Origin of the sequence: Micromonospora ureilytica, from assembly GCF_015751765.1 — a bacterium.
GTDB classification, from domain to species: Bacteria; Actinomycetota; Actinomycetes; order Mycobacteriales; family Micromonosporaceae; genus Micromonospora; species Micromonospora ureilytica.
Genome location: NZ_JADOTX010000001.1, coordinates 6,483,418 through 6,498,120 on the forward strand (window position 1 = coordinate 6,483,418; position 14,703 = coordinate 6,498,120).

Annotated in this window: 12 protein-coding genes; 3 read left to right on the forward strand and 9 right to left on the reverse strand. The window is 69.5% G+C overall.

Features of this window, described 5'->3' with window-relative positions; genetic code table 11:
• Nucleotides 1-26 precede the first annotated feature (26 nt).
• The 5 genes from IW248_RS29775 to IW248_RS29795 all read right to left on the reverse strand — a co-directional run bounded on the left by IW248_RS29775 (nt 27) and on the right by IW248_RS29795 (nt 5,833).
• Entirely contained in the window at nt 27-1,064 is a 1,038-nt protein-coding gene (locus IW248_RS29775; RefSeq protein WP_196929563.1) for an ABC transporter ATP-binding protein, read from the reverse strand.
• Complete coding sequence (locus IW248_RS29780) at nt 1,045-2,076, reverse strand: ABC transporter ATP-binding protein (protein WP_196929564.1); 1,032 nt, start codon at nt 2,074-2,076, stop codon at nt 1,045-1,047. Before IW248_RS29780 ends, IW248_RS29775 begins: the two co-directional genes overlap by 20 nt.
• Before the next feature lie 70 nt (nt 2,077-2,146).
• Nucleotides 2,147-3,103 (reverse strand): ABC transporter permease, encoded by a 957-nt coding sequence (locus IW248_RS29785; RefSeq protein WP_196929565.1) that lies wholly within the window; start codon nt 3,101-3,103, stop codon nt 2,147-2,149.
• On the reverse strand, nt 3,096-4,034 hold the full coding sequence (locus IW248_RS29790; protein ID WP_091406336.1) for an ABC transporter permease: 939 nt from the start codon (nt 4,032-4,034) through the stop codon (nt 3,096-3,098). Before IW248_RS29790 ends, IW248_RS29785 begins: the two co-directional genes overlap by 8 nt.
• Before the next feature lie 197 nt (nt 4,035-4,231).
• Nucleotides 4,232-5,833 (reverse strand): peptide ABC transporter substrate-binding protein, encoded by a 1,602-nt coding sequence (locus IW248_RS29795; protein ID WP_196929566.1) that lies wholly within the window; start codon nt 5,831-5,833, stop codon nt 4,232-4,234.
• Between the two features lie 483 nt (nt 5,834-6,316).
• Between IW248_RS29795 and IW248_RS29800 the strand changes: the two genes are divergently transcribed.
• Entirely contained in the window at nt 6,317-7,177 is an 861-nt protein-coding gene (locus IW248_RS29800; protein WP_124819639.1) for a bifunctional methylenetetrahydrofolate dehydrogenase/methenyltetrahydrofolate cyclohydrolase, read from the forward strand.
• Between the two features lie 139 nt (nt 7,178-7,316).
• The gene (locus tag IW248_RS29805) at nt 7,317-8,267 is read left to right on the forward strand and encodes a malate dehydrogenase (protein WP_196929567.1); all 951 of its coding nucleotides are present in this window, start codon (nt 7,317-7,319) and stop codon (nt 8,265-8,267) included.
• Nucleotides 8,268-8,426: 159 nt separating this feature from the next.
• Here IW248_RS29805 and IW248_RS29810 read toward each other — a convergent pair whose 3' ends face one another.
• Nucleotides 8,427-9,233, reverse strand: coding sequence for an MBL fold metallo-hydrolase (locus IW248_RS29810; RefSeq protein ID WP_196929568.1), 807 nt, complete (start codon nt 9,231-9,233; stop codon nt 8,427-8,429).
• A 137-nt stretch (nt 9,234-9,370) separates the two neighbouring features.
• Here IW248_RS29810 and IW248_RS29815 point away from each other — a divergent pair, with 137 nt between their 5' ends.
• Nucleotides 9,371-10,588 carry an NADP-dependent isocitrate dehydrogenase gene (locus tag IW248_RS29815; protein ID WP_196929569.1) on the forward strand — a complete coding sequence of 406 codons (1,218 nt, stop codon included), beginning with the start codon at nt 9,371-9,373 and terminating at the stop codon, nt 10,586-10,588.
• A 496-nt stretch (nt 10,589-11,084) separates the two neighbouring features.
• Here the strand turns inward: IW248_RS29815 and galT are convergent, their stop codons facing one another.
• From galT to cysC, 3 genes are all read right to left on the reverse strand, one after another.
• A complete protein-coding gene (gene galT, locus IW248_RS29820; RefSeq protein WP_196929570.1) occupies nt 11,085-12,161 on the reverse strand; it encodes a galactose-1-phosphate uridylyltransferase in 1,077 nt (358 codons plus the stop codon).
• 12 nt (nt 12,162-12,173) lie between these two features.
• Complete coding sequence (locus IW248_RS29825) at nt 12,174-12,983, reverse strand: DeoR/GlpR family DNA-binding transcription regulator (RefSeq protein WP_196929571.1); 810 nt, start codon at nt 12,981-12,983, stop codon at nt 12,174-12,176.
• A gap of 111 nt (nt 12,984-13,094) precedes the next feature.
• Nucleotides 13,095-14,624, reverse strand: a complete 1,530-nt coding sequence (cysC, locus tag IW248_RS29830) for an adenylyl-sulfate kinase (protein ID WP_124822267.1) — start codon at nt 14,622-14,624, stop codon at nt 13,095-13,097.
• Between the last annotated feature and the right edge of the window lie 79 nt (nt 14,625-14,703).

Consider the following 14,703-nt stretch of genomic DNA (forward strand, 5'->3'; position numbering starts at 1 on the left):
CATGATCACCGTAGTTGGGAAGCCGGTTAGGCCGGGAGGGTTGGGCGGAGTTCGGCGAAGTGGCAGGCGGACGGGTGCGGGTCCGCTGCCCTCGGCACGGTCGGCGGGTCTTCGACGGCGCAGATGTCCTGGGCCTTCCAGCAGCGGGTGCGGAAGTGGCACCCGCTCGGCGGGTCGGCCGGGCTGGGCACGTCGCCGACCAGCCGGATCATGTTGCGCTGGTCGCGGGCCTCCGGGTCCGGCACCGGCACGGCAGAGAGCAGGGCCTGGGTGTACGGGTGGGTGGCCCGCTCGTAGATCTCGTCCTCGGTGCCGATCTCGACGATCCGGCCGAGGTACATCACCGCGACGCGGTCGGCGATGTGCCGCACCACGGACAGGTCGTGCGCGATGAAGATGTACGAGAGCCCCAGCTCGCCCTGTAGCTGTTTCAGCAGGTTGATCACCTGGGCCTGGATGGAGACGTCCAGCGCGGACACCGGCTCGTCGCAGACGATCACCTCGGGCTTCAGCGCGAGGGCGCGGGCGATGCCGATGCGCTGACGCTGACCGCCGGAGAACTGGTGCGGGTACCTGTTGATGTGCTCCGGGTTGAGCCCGACCAGGTCCAACAGTTCCTGGACCCGCTTGGCCTTGCTGCCCTTCGGCGCGGCGTCCGGGTGGATCTCGAACGGCTCGCCGATGATGTCGCCGACGGTCATCCGCGGGTTCAGCGAGGTGTACGGGTCCTGCATCACCATCTGCATGTTGCGGCGCAACCGGCGCAGCTCGCCCCCGGAAGCCTTGAACAGGTCCTTGCCCTCCAGGGTGGCGCGTCCGGAGGTGGGCGTCTCCAACCGCATCAGCAGCCGGGCGAGGGTGGACTTGCCGCAGCCGGACTCGCCGACCACGCCGAGCGTCTCGCCCCGACGCAGCTCGAAGCTCACCCCGTCGACGGCCTTCACCGCCCCGATCTGCCGCTGGAACAGCACGCCCTGGGTGATCGGGAAGTGCTTCACCAGGTTGTCGACGGAGAGGATGGTCTCGCCGCGGACCTTGGCGGGGCTAGCGGGCGACGCTGTCATCACGGACCTCCTGCGCGAAGTGGCAAGCGCTGGTCCGGCCGTCGCCGAGGACCAGGTCGTGCGGCACCTCGTCCACGCAGACCTGCTGGACGTACGGGCACCGGGGGTGGAACGGGCAGCCGGACGGGATGCGCATCAGGTTCGGCGGCAACCCCTTGATCGTCGACAGTTCCTGGCCGCGGACGTCCAGGCGCGGGATCGACTCCAACAACCCCTTGGTGTACGGGTGGGCGGGCGCCTTGTAGAGCGGGCGGACGTCGGCGTGCTCGACGATCCGGCCGGCGTACATGACAGCGATCCGGTCCGCGACACCGGCGACCACACCCAGGTCGTGGGTGATCAGGATCATTGCCATGTTGAGGTCCCGGCGAAGGTCGGCCAGCAGGTCCATGATCTGGGCCTGCACTGTCACGTCGAGTGCCGTGGTCGGCTCATCGGCGATCAGCACCTTCGGGTCCAGCGCCAACGCCATGGCGATCATGACGCGCTGCCGCATACCGCCGGAGAACTGGTGCGGGTAGTCGCCGATCCGCTTGGCGGCACCCGGGATCTTGACCAGGTCCATCAGTTCGACGGCACGACGTCGAGCGTCGGCTCGGGACATGCCGGCGCGCTGGCGCAGCGTCTCGCCGATCTGCCAACCGACCGGGAAGACCGGGTTGAGGGCGGAGAGCGCGTCCTGGAAGATCATCGCGATCTCCTTGCCGCGTACCTGCCGGCGCTGCTCCTCGGAGCGGGTCAGCAGGTCCTCACCCTGGTAGAGGATCTGGCCGGAGCGGACGAACGCGGGCGGGGTGTCCAGGATGCCCATGATCGCCTGGGCGGTGACCGACTTACCTGAGCCGGATTCGCCGAGCACGGCAAGGGTCTCGCCGGCGTCCAGGTGGTACGACACCCCGTTGATCACCCGGGCGACGCCCTCGTTGGTGCGGAACTCGACGTGCAGGTCCCGCAACTCCAGCAGGTGACCGCCCTCGGGTGTGGCAGAGGCGGGCGTGGGATTGATGGTCATGACTGTGCCTGCCTTTCGCTCGCGACTGCGGGGCTCGCTTCGCTCACTCCTCGCGCTCGCATGTGAGGGATCACCGCAGCTTCGGGTCGAAGGCGTCACGGATCGCGTCGCCGAGCATGATGAACGCCAGCACGGTCAGCGCCAGGAAGGCCGACGGGACGATCAACGGGGTGGCCGCCTCCCGCATGTGGATCCGGCCGGTGTCGATGTCCTGGCCCCACGAGATGGTGGGTGCCTTCAGGCCGATGCCCAGGAAGGAGAGCGTCGCCTCGGCCGCGATGAACGAGCCGAGCGCGATGGTCAGCACGACGATCGCCGGGGCCAGCGAGTTCGGCAGGATGTGCCGCCACATGATCCGGCTGTTGCCGGCGCCGAGCATCCGGGCCGCCGCGACGTAGTCCTGCTCCTTGGCGGTGATCACCGAGGACCGGACCACGCGGGCGGCGGTTGTCCAGCCGAGGAGGGCCAGCACGAAGACGACCGCGCCGATCCGAGCCCACTGGCTGTCACTGGACACCCGCTTGAGCAGCACGATCGCGGCCAGCAGCAGCGGGATGCCGAGCACCACGTCGATCACCCGGGAGAGCACCGCGTCGACCCAGCGGCCGAAGTAGCCGGCCAGCATGCCGATCACCAGCGCGATGATCCCGGTGCCGAACGCGGCGAGTGAGCCGACCAGCAGCGACGCCCGGGTGCCGTAGACCGCCCGGGAGTACGTGTCGCAGCCCTGGAAGTCGTACCCGAAGATTGCCCCGCCGGACGGCCCGGCGTGCTGCCGGGAGAGCAGGCAGTCGTTCGGGTTGTTGGCGGTGAAGACGCCGGGGAACAGCGCCATCAGGCTGAAGATGACGACCAGCGCCAGCGAGATCCAGAAGATCGGGTTGCGGCGCAGGTCGCGCCAGGCGTCCCCGGCCAGGCTGCGGGGCTTGTTCGCGGCGCCGACCTGGTTGGGTGTGCCCGGCTCCCCCGAGGGGCCACGTCGCGCGGCCTGGTTCTCGGTAGCCGCCACAGTTTCAAAATCACTCATAGCGGATCCTCGGGTCGAGTACGGCGTACAGGACGTCCACCACCAGGTTCGAGACCAGGTAGACCACGACCAGCACGCTGACGATGCCCACCACCAGGGGGCCGTCCTCGGTGCGGATGCCGCGGAAGAGGTTGAAGCCCACGCCGGGGATGTTGAAGACGCCCTCGGTGATGATCGCGCCGCTCATCAGGTTGCCCAGTTCCACACCGAGGAAGGTGACCACCGGGATCAGGGAGTTGCGCAGCACGTGGACGACGACGATGCGCCGCTTGACCAGGCCCTTGGACCGGGCGGTCCGGACGTAGTCCGCGCGCAGGTTCTCCGCCACCGAGGCCCGGGTGAGCCGCAGAGCGGTAGCCAACGACAGCGAGCCGAGCACGATGCCGGGCAGCAGGAGCGCGTAGAACGTCGGGTCGGAGCCGGCGGTGGGTGGGAAGAGCTGCCACTTGACGCCGAGGAAGTACTGCGCCAGCGGCGCCAGCACGATGGTCGGGATGCCCAGCACCAGCAGGGTCAGCACAAGCGTCGAGTTGTCGAAGATGCTGGCCCGGCGGATGCCGGCGAGCACCCCGGCGGTGACGCCGAAGATGATCGCCACAGCGAGCGCGATGAGCGCGAGCCGCACGGTGACCGGCCAGGCCTGCTGGAGGATGTCACCGATGCTCCGACCGGTGAGCGACTCGCCCAGGTTGCCCTGGAGCAGGTCCTTCACGTAGTCGAAGTAGCGGTAGAAGAAGCCGCCGACGCCCGTCTGATCAAGGTTGTACTTCTCGGTCAGGTAGGCCCGTTGGGCTGGCGTCACCGGCCGTTCGCCGGCGAGCGCCTGGATCGGGTCGCCCTGCCCGGCGAATGTCAGCGCGTAGACGATCAGGGTGGTCCCGAAGAACGCCAGGACCATCTGCAGTAGGCGCCGCAGGATGTAGCGGAACATGCTTAGCAGTCTCTCCGGAAATGTGCGAAAGGGTCGCAGGACGGCATCTCTGGTCGTACCCGAAATATCGGAGACGTGCCGTCCGGCCCGGGGAAGCCGGCACCACCGACGCCGGGTCCGCTGCTGCGGCCCGGCCCCGGTGGTGCGGTCCGGGCCACCCGGGCTTCGTCGCCCGGGTGGCCCACACCATGGTCAGCTCAGTTGGCTGCTTCGATCTTGACGAGGTTGACCCGCTGGAACAGGTCCATCTCCACGTTCTTGACCTTGGAGGAGTGGCCGAACACGTTCTCGCCGAAGCGGAGCGGGATGACCGGCATCTCCTTGGCCAGGATGTCCTCCGCCTGCTGGTACTTGGCGATCGCCTCGTCCTGCGTCTTGGCGGCGGAACCCTCCTTGACCAGCTTGTCGAACTCCGGGTTGCTGTAGCCGTAGTAGTTCGACGAGCCGTTCGTGCTGTACAGCGGGCCGAGGTAGTCCTCCATGGTCGGGTAGTCCATGACCCAACCCATCCGGAACGCACCCACCGGCGTCTTCTTCTCGACCTTGGTCAGCAGGTCGGCGAACTTCGGCTCGACCGAGCCGACCGCGTCCACACCCAGGTTGGTCTTGAGCTGGTTGACAGTGGCGTCGACCCAGTCCTTGTGCCCGCCGTCGCCGTTGTACGAGATGACGATCTTCGACGGACCGCCGGCGGCCTGGTAGAGCTTCTTGGCCTCGGTCGGGTTGAACTCGGCGGCCTTGCCCGCAGTGTCCTCCCGGTAGCCCGGCAGGACCGGCGCGACGAAGGAGCGCGCCGACGTCTGCGAACCCTTGAAGACCGACTTGGTGATCTCGTCACGGTCGATCGCCATCGAGATGGCCTTGCGCACGTCCGGGTTGCTGTAGTCCTTGTCGAACGTCGGGAACGCGAGGAACTGGAACGACGACATCGGGCTGGTCTTGTACCGGTCACCCAGGTCGCTCGGCGCGGTGCTCAGGCTCTCGGTCGGGATCGTGGGCAGCACGTCCAGGTTGTCCGCCAGGACGTCCGCGTAGGCCGCGGTGAGCTGCTGGTAGATCCGGAACTCGATGTTCTTGACCTTGGGCTTCTCGCCCGGGTACGCGTCGTAGCGCTCGACGTCGATCTTGCTGTCGTGCTGCCAGGTGCCCTTCATCTTGAAGGGGCCCTGCCCGATCGGCGCCTGCTCGTAGGAGTCCTTGAGCACGCCCGGAGCCGAGAATGCGGCGTCCGGCATCGGGAAGAACGCGTTGTAGCCCAGAGTCGTCTTGAAGTCGATGTACGGCTCGGACAGCGTCACGGTGAAGGTGAGGTCGTCGACCTTCTTCAGGCCGGACATCTCCTTGGCCTTCGGCGCCTTGCCCTGCAGGTCGGCGTAACCAGCGATCTTCTCGAAGAACGGGTTGGTGTCCTGACCGTTCGGGGCGTACGCGCCGTAGTTCCAGGCGTTGATGTAGTTCTGGGACGTGACCTTCTCACCGTTGTGGAAGGTGAAGCCGTCCTTGATCTTGATCGTCCAGACCTTGTTGTCGGACGAGGTGATCGACTGTGCGGCGACCTCGTACGGCTTGTTCTGGGCGTCGTAGTCGACGAGCGGGCTGAACAGGCCGGCGATCACCTGTGACCCGGACGTCTCGGTGGTGTTTGTGGGAACCAGGTGCTTCGGCTCGGCGATCTGGATGCTGACCGCCGAACTGTCGCTGCCGCTGGATCCGCCGTCTCCGCCGCTGCCGCAGGCCGCGAGGCCCAGCGTCACCGCGAGCGGGAGGGCGGTCCAGGCGGCGAGTCTACGAACTCGCATTGAGCCTCCTCATCTCCTCACGCTGCGCAGTCAGGCCCGACGCTGGGTTACGCTGCGCAACAAGCGGTAACGGTAGGTCGGCGACGGGCCTTCGACAACGACGCGGTTGCGAGTGGGTAACGGTCCGGGGGTGCCTAGCTTGTCGGGGCCGAGCGAGTCTGCTAGGCGGAACCGGGTTTATCGGTAGTGGCCTGCCGATATTCGGGTCGTTGACGAGGTGTATGGACGCGCCTGGGTTCGGCCGGCACCTTCTGAGGCGACGGTCCGGTGTCCGTGGCATCGGCCCGGTCTGTCTGGTTCGACCGTGATCGAATCCACAGATTGTGACCGAGAGTGACTAGCAACACGTCACACACGGTCACGCCGATGGTGGTCCGCTCAACTCGGCCCGGCCGCCCCGGTGGCTGGCGACAGGGCACTGGCGGCGGACGGCCCGACCGAGGTCGTCTGAACCACGGGTGCTGGCCGTGAGACGATCTGGTCGTGACGGCGACGCTTCTGGACGGCAAGGCAACCGCAGCGGAAATCAAGGACGAGCTGCGCATTCGCGTGAAGGCACTCGCGGAACGCGGCATCATCCCCGGGCTCGGCACGGTCCTGGTCGGGGCGGACCCGGGCAGCCAGGCGTACGTCAACGGCAAGCACCGCGACTGCGCCGAGGTGGGCATCGCCTCGATCCGCCGCGAACTGCCGGCCGACGCCACCCAACAGCAGGTCGACGACGTACTGGCCGAGCTGAACGCCGACCCGGCGTGCCACGGCTACATCGTCCAGTTGCCGCTGCCGGCCCACCTCGACACCCAGCGGGTGCTGGAGTTGATCGACCCGGACAAGGACGCCGACGGCCTGCACCCCGTCAACCTGGGCCGGCTCGTGCTCGGCTACGACGGCCCGCTGCCGTGCACCCCCCGCGGCATCGTCGAGCTGCTCCGCCGGCACGACGTGGCGCTGCGCGGCGCCACCGTCGCGGTGGTCGGTCGCGGCAACACCGTCGGCCGGCCGCTCGGCCTGCTGCTCACCAGGCGCAGCGAGAACGCCACCGTCACCCTCTGCCACACCGGCACCCTGGACCTCGCCTCGCACACCCGTGCCGCCGACATCGTCATCGTCGCGGCCGGCGTACCGGGCCTGCTCACCGCCGACATGATCAGCCCCGGTGCGGTGGTGGTGGACGTCGGCATCACCCGCGTGATCGGCGCGGACGGCAAGGGCCGCTACACCGGCGACGTCGACCCCGGGGTGGCCGAGACGGCTGGCGGGCTGGTCCCCATGCCCGGCGGCGTGGGCCCGATGACCCGGGCCATGCTGCTCAGCAACGTCGTGGAGCGCGCCGAGCGCGGCTGACCCGCACATCGGTAGCGCCCAACCAGGACGGCGGTGACGTTCGCCCCATCCCGGCGACGGCCGCCGCCCCTGGCCCGATCGGTGCCAGGATGACTGATACGGTCCGGAAAACCGACTGGTATCAGGGAGTGGGACGACCATGGGTAAGAAGGTCACTGTCGTCGGGGCTGGCTTCTACGGCTCCACCACCGCACAGCGCCTGGCCGAGTACGACGTCTTCGACACCGTAGTGATCACCGACATCGTGGAGGGCAAGCCCGCGGGCCTCGCACTCGACCTCAACCAGTCCCGGGCCATCGAGGGCTTCGAGACCAAGGTCGTCGGTGTCACCACCGGCCCCAACGGTGAGGGCTACGAGCAGATCGAGGGCTCCGACGTTGTCGTGATCACCGCTGGTCTGCCGCGCAAGCCCGGCATGAGCCGGATGGACCTGCTGGAGACCAACGCCAAGATCGTCCGCCAGGTCGCCGAGAACGTCGCCAAGTACGCCCCGAACGCCGTCGTCATCGTGGTCTCCAACCCGCTGGACGAGATGACCGCGCTGGCGCAGCTCGCCACCCAGTTCCCGAAGAACCGCGTGCTCGGCCAGGCCGGCATGCTCGACACCGCCCGGTTCAGCAACTTCGTCGCCGAGGCGCTGAACGTGCCGGTGGCGTCGGTACGCACGCTGACCCTGGGCTCGCACGGCGACACCATGGTCCCGGTGCCGTCGAAGAGCACCGTCAACGGCAAGCCGCTGCGTGACGCGATGCCGGCCGAGCAGATCGAGGAGTTGGTCGTCAAGACCCGCAACGGTGGCGCCGAGGTGGTCGCGCTGCTCAAGACCGGTTCGGCCTACTACGCCCCGTCCGCCGCCGCGGCCCGGATGGCGAAGGCTGTCGCGGAGGACTCCGGCGACGTCATGCCGGTCTGCGCCTGGGTCGACGGCGAGTACGGCATCTCCGGCGTCTACCTGGGTGTCGAGGCCGAGATCGGCGCCGAGGGTGTCAAGCGGGTCGTCGAGACCGACCTGGACGCCGACGAGCGCGCCAGCCTCCTGGCGGCCGCCGAAGCGGTCCGCGCCAAGCAGGGCGACATCTCCAGCATGTAGTCCCCCGAACCACAGCACCACCGAAGGGCGCGCCGGCAACCCCCGGCGCGCCCTTCCCCGTCCCCACCCCGCCCCCACCCCCACCCCCACCCGCCTACCCACGGTTGATCATGGGGTTAGCGGGGGTGATGGAGATCAACAGCCTCGTTAACCCCATGATCAACCGCCTGTAAGGGGGGTGAAGGGGGTGGAGAGGTGGGGGGTGGCTAGGAGGGTGGGGGAGTGGGTTCGGAGGGTGGTCAGGCGGGAGATGCGGGCTTGGTCCGGGTCTTCCTCGTGGGCGTACGCCAGTGTGGGGTCGACCAGTTGCACCATGTGCACCAGGAGGTCGCCGGTGAGCAGCATCCGCTCGTCGGCCGAGGTCAGGAGCACCGACTGGTGACCGGGGGTGTGGCCGGGGGTGGGCAACAGACGTACCGCTGGGGTGAGAGCGGTTTCCCCGTCGACCACCCGGAGCTGGCCGGCGGCGCGCAAGGGCGCGATGAGGCCGGCCGGAAGCCCCGGGTTGAGCGTCTCCGCCGCGTCGAGTTCGGCGCGTTGCACCAGGTAGCTCGCGTTCGGGAAGTACGGCCGCCCCGGCGTGCCGGTGACCGCCCAGCCGATGTGGTCGCTGTGCAGGTGGGTCAGGACGACCGTGTCGACGTCGGCCGGGTCGATGCCCGCGGCGGCCAACTCGGCGGGCATCCGGCCCGGCACCGGCGCCCAGCTCGCGGCGGGTGCGTCGGTCGGGCCGATTCCGGTGTCGACGAGTGTGACCGGCCCGTCGCCGGCGCGGATCGCGAAGCTGCGGAACGGCAGCCACCACTGCCCGTCGGCGGTCACCGACCCGGGGTCGCGCCGGTCGGCCTCCGCCCAGTGCGCCGCCGTGGCCTGCGGAAACGCCTCCGCGCGGGGCTGGAAGAAGGCACCCTCACCATCGGTGAGTGCGGTGACCGTGATAGACCCGAGGGTGCGGTTCAGTGGCATCGGACGATGATTCCAGGGCATTCCTGTTCCGCGCAGCCCGGTTCCGCCGGCCGGTCGAGGCCGGCTGGGGGCTGCCGGCCCAATTGCAGTACGCTCGTACTGCTTGAGCACGTGTCCCCCGAGAGGAGCGCCGGCCGATGGCGAAGATCAAGGTAAACAACCCGGTCGTAGAACTCGACGGCGACGAGATGACCCGGATCATCTGGAAGCAGATCCGGGAGCAGCTGATCCTGCCCTACCTCGACGTCGACCTGCACTACTACGACCTGTCGATCCAGCACCGCGACGAGACCGACGACCAGGTCACCATCGACGCCGCCAACGCCATCAAGGAGCACGGCGTCGGCGTCAAGTGCGCGACCATCACCCCGGACGAGGCCCGGGTCGAGGAGTTCGGCCTGAAGAAGATGTGGCGGTCGCCCAACGGCACCATCCGCAACATCCTCGGCGGCGTCGTCTTCCGTGAGCCGATCATCATGTCCAACGTGCCGCGGCTGGTCCCCGGCTGGACCAAGCCGATCATCATCGGCCGGCACGCCCACGGTGACCAGTACAAGGCCACCGACTTCGTCGTCCCCGGCCCGGGCACGGTGACCATCACCTACACCCCGGCCGACGGCGGCGCGCCGATGGAGATGGAGGTCGCCAACTTCCCCGGCGGCGGCATCGCCATGGGCATGTACAACTACGACGAGTCGATCCGGGACTTCGCCCGGGCGTCGTTCCGGTACGGACTGGACCGCAACTACCCGGTCTACCTGTCCACCAAGAACACCATCCTCAAGGCGTACGACGGCCGGTTCAAGGACCTCTTCGCCGAGGTGTTCGAGGCCGAGTTCAAGGCCGAGTTCGACGCCGCCGGCATCACCTACGAGCACCGGCTCATCGACGACATGGTCGCCGCCGCGCTCAAGTGGGAGGGCGGCTACGTCTGGGCCTGCAAGAACTACGACGGTGACGTGCAGTCCGACACCGTCGCGCAGGGCTTCGGCTCGCTGGGTCTGATGACCTCCGTCCTGCTCTCCCCGGACGGCCGGACCGTCGAGGCCGAGGCCGCGCACGGCACTGTCACCCGGCACTACCGGCAGTACCAGAAGGGTGAGAAGACCTCGACCAACCCGATCGCGTCGATCTACGCCTGGACCCGGGGCCTGGCCCACCGGGGCAAGCTGGACGGCACGCCGACGGTCACCGAGTTCGCCAACACCCTGGAGCAGGTCATCGTCGACACCGTCGAGGGCGGTCAGATGACCAAGGACCTCTCGCTGCTCATCTCGCGGGACGCCCCGTGGCTGACCACCGACGAGTTCATGAACGCGCTCGACGAGAACCTGGCCCGCAAGATCGCCGCCTGATCCAGGCGTACCGCGTCATCGGAGCCCGTCGGCACCTCTGCCGGCGGGCTTCGGCGTGTCCGGCGCCGCCGCGCCGGTCGGCGTCACTGCGGCCGGCGCGCCTCGTTGACCAGGATGGACGAGATGCCAGTCGAGTCCAGGAAGGTTGACCTCGGTCGACCCGCGGCACCCGTGCGCCGATCAGCCAGCCTTCTCGGCTGTGCCGTGCACAGCCAGCCGTCCCTTCCCTGCGGGGGGCCCTGTCCCGGGCCCCCCGCGCCCTGTTTCCCGCCAAGCCCAGGCCGCGCGCACAGCAGGGCTGATGCCGTCGACGGTGCCGGCCGGCGGGCACTCCAGAGAGAGTGATGTCTGTGAGTCATCACGATGACTCACAGACATCACGCTTCCTGCCGTGTGGGGTGGGAGGTCGGGCCGCGCTCACGGCCGTGCCGAACGCCCCGCGAGCCCGCACGTCCGCGAGCCCGTCGGCGTGCAATTGTTGCCTGGCCGGGAGCGTTCAGGCGGCGCGCAGCAGGTCGGCGGCGCGTTCCGGGGCGATGTCGTTGATGAAGACGCCCATCCCGGACTCGGAGCCCGCCAGGTACTTCAGCTTGTCCGTGGCCCGCCGGATGCTGAACAGCTGTAGGTGCAGGTGGCCCAGCTCGCGGTCGATCCGCACCGGCGCCTGGTGCCAGGCCGAGATGTATGGCATCGGCATGTCGAACAGGCCGTCGAAGCGGCGCAGCAGATCCAGGTAGAGCGGCCCGAAGGCGTCCCGCTCGCTGTCGCTGAGCGCCGGGATATCCGGCACCACGCGGTGCGGCGCGACGTGCACCTCGAACGGCCAGCGCGCGGCCGCCGGGACGAACGCCGTCCAGTGTTCGTTCTCGGCGACCACCCGGTCACCGGTGGCGCGCTCGGCGGCCAGCACGTCCGCGTACAGGTTGCCCCCACCGGTCCGCTCGGCGTGCCGGCGTGCCGCGGCCAGCAGCGCGCGGGTGCGCGGCGTCACGAAAGGGTACGCGTAGATCTGCCCGTGCGGGTGGTGCAGCGTGACACCGATTTCGACGCCCCGGTTCTCGAAGCAGAAGACCTGCTCGACGCCGGGCAGCGCGCCGAGCACCTCGGTGCGGTCGGCGAGCGCGTCCAGCACGGTGCGGACCCGGCGCGGGGGCAGGCTGGCGAAGGAGGAGTTGTGGTCGGAGGTGAAGCAGACCACCTCGCACCGGCCGAGGCCCGGCCGGACCGGTGTGAACGGGGTGATCTCCCCGGGCTCCTCGGCCACCCGACCGCTCAGCGACGGGAACCGGTTCTCGAAGACCACCACGTCGTAGTCGGGGGCGGGGATCTCGGTCAGCCGGTCGCCCACCGACGGGTCGAGGGGGCACTCGTTCGCCGGCGGGAGGAACATGCGGGTCTGCCGGTGCACGGCGACCGCCACCCACTCGTCGGTCAGCGGGTCGTAGCGCAGCTGCGACGCGGGGGGAGGCGGCGGCAGGTCCCGGCGGTCCGGCTGGTCGCGGACCGCGTCGTCGCGCTCGTCGAAGTAGATCAGCTCCCGGCCGTCGGCCAGGTCGATCGCGGTGCGCTTCACGGCGCTGTCCCCTCAGTTGTCGGCGTGCGCGTCACGCGGCCCGCCCCTTGTCGCCTTCACCATGATCAGTTCGCCCACGTGTTCGCCGAGTACCCGTCGTGCGGATGGAGGCAACCGGTCGTCGCTGACCAGTACGTGGGCCGCCGCCAACTCGACGATCGAGGAGATGCCCACACTGCCCCACTTGGTGTGGTCGGCGAGCACCACCAGTTGGTCCGCCGCGGCCACGAGCGCCCGATCGGTCTCCGCCTCCATGAGGTTCGGGGTGGTGAAGCCGGCCCGCTCGGTGATGCCGTGGACGCCCAGGAAGAGCAGATCCAGGTGCAGTGCCCGGACCGCCCCGACCGCGAGCGGACCGACAAGCGCGTCCGACGGTGTGCGTACGCCCCCGGTGAGCACCACCGTCTGGTCCGGGCGGCCCCCGGCGTGCATGATCTCGGCCACCGGCAGCGAGTTGGTCACGACGGTCAGCTCGGGCACGTTCACCAGCCTGCGGGCCAGCTCGGCCGTGGTGGTGCCGGCGGAGAGCGCGACCGCCGCTCCTGGCCGGACCAGCTGAGCGGCCCGGTCGGCGATGGCCGCCTTCTCCGGCAGTTGGCGGACCGACTTGGCGCGGAAACCCGGCTCGTCGGTCGAGCTCGGCCCGGTTGTGGTGGCGCCGCCGTGCACCTTGGCCAGCAGGCCGCGCTCGTGCAGCGCGTCCAGGTCACGCCGGATGGTCATGTCGGAGACGCCGAACTCGCCTGCCAGGTCGCTGACCCGGACGCCGCCGGTCGAGCGGACCCGCTCCAGGATGGCGGCCTGCCGCTGTTGAGCGAGCATCAGCCGTGCCTCCCCGAGCGTCCACGTATCTCACGCAGTCAAACGTGTTCCAACAAAGATGAACACTAGCGCGTGCCGGTCAGCTGTGGAAGGAACGGGTACGGCGACGCCTCAGGCCGACGCGATCGTCAGCTCCACCCAGCCGGTCTCGGTCAGATGGTGCAGCACGGCCTGGACCGCGTCCGCCACGCTCAGGTCGGTGGTGTCGAGCACCAGATCGGCGTCGGTCGGCTCCTCGTACGGATCGTCGATGCCGGTCATCCCGGTGAGCAGGCCGGCCCGCGCTCGCGCGTACAGGCCCTTGCGGTCCCGTTGCTCGCACACCTCCAGCGGGGTGGCCACGTGCACAAGCACGAAACCCGCCCCGGCGGCGAGGGCCATCTCCCGGGCGGTGGCGCGAGCCGCCGCGTACGGGGCGATCGGGCAGCAGATGCCCACCCCACGGTGCCGGGCGATCTCGGCGGCCACCCAGCCGATCCGCCGCACGTTGAGATCGCGATCGGCCTTGCTGAAGCCCAGCCCGGCGGAGAGCTCCCGGCGCACCACGTCCCCGTCGAGCAGGGTGAGTGTGCGGTCGCCGCTCTCCCGTAACGCGTCCGCCAGCCCTCGGGCGATTGTCGACTTGCCGGAGCCGGAGAGACCGGTCAGGAAGACCACCAGCCCTCGCTGCCGACGCGGCGGCCGGGCCCGGGCCAACTCCCGCGCCACAGCGGGCGGAGTGTGCCACTCCGGTAGCGGGAAACCCCGGTCGAGCAGGTCGTCGATCTCCGGCTGGGTCAGCGCGAGCCGACGGTTGCGCGGTGGGATGTCCTCCCGCCAACGCCACTGCCCGTCCCGGTTGTCGTACGCCAGTTCGCGCGGCACCAGCACCCGCAGCCCGGCGCCGGAAAGCATGTCCCCGGTGGAGAGCAGGTGGGTGACCCCGTACGCGGCGGAGACCCGGGCGCGCAGCAACGCGTCACTGATCTCCTCGCGTCGGTGCGACAGCGGCACCGCGACCAGGGTGGCGGGCGGCATCCGGTCCCGCGCGGCGAAGATCGTACGGACCAGCGCCTCCGGTGGGAGCCCGTCGACGCCGCCCTCACCGACCGGGATCATCACGAGTAGATGAGCGGCAAGGGTGCGGGCGGCATGGGCGATCTGGGCGAGCTGCGGCCGATGCAGGGGCCGATCGGCGATCACCCCGAGCACCCGGCCCGGGGGCAGCAGCGCGCGGACCTCCTCCGGGTTGCGACGCAGTCGCTGGAACGGACCGTGCCCACCGTCGCCCAGTCGCCGGACCTGGCCGCCCACCCCGGCCACGCCCTCGCGCACCGGCCAGACGTCGGCCACGTCCAGGGCGGCCGCCGGCGCGCCCTCCCCGTCGGTCAGCACGAGCGCCCGGCGGGCCGGGTCGCGCGGATCGAAGCTCTGCGCCAGTGCGGCCGGCACCTGGAGAACGACCGCTACCTGCCACGGTGTGCCGTCGGCCAGCCGGGCGCGTCGGCTGACCGAGACCAGGTCGGCGCGGGTCATGAAGCCGGTCAGAGGGGCGTACGCGCCGGTCAGCAGCAGCTCCAGATCCGCGAGCTCACCGGGACGTGGCGTGTACGCCGGTGCGTCCCGTAGCACCTCGTCGGGCAGCACCCAGCCGTTGCTCATCCACACCCCCCACTCGCTGACCGGCACACAGTTTCGCAGCCGACCGCCGATCGGTCGAGGGCGCCACTCCCGGACCCCG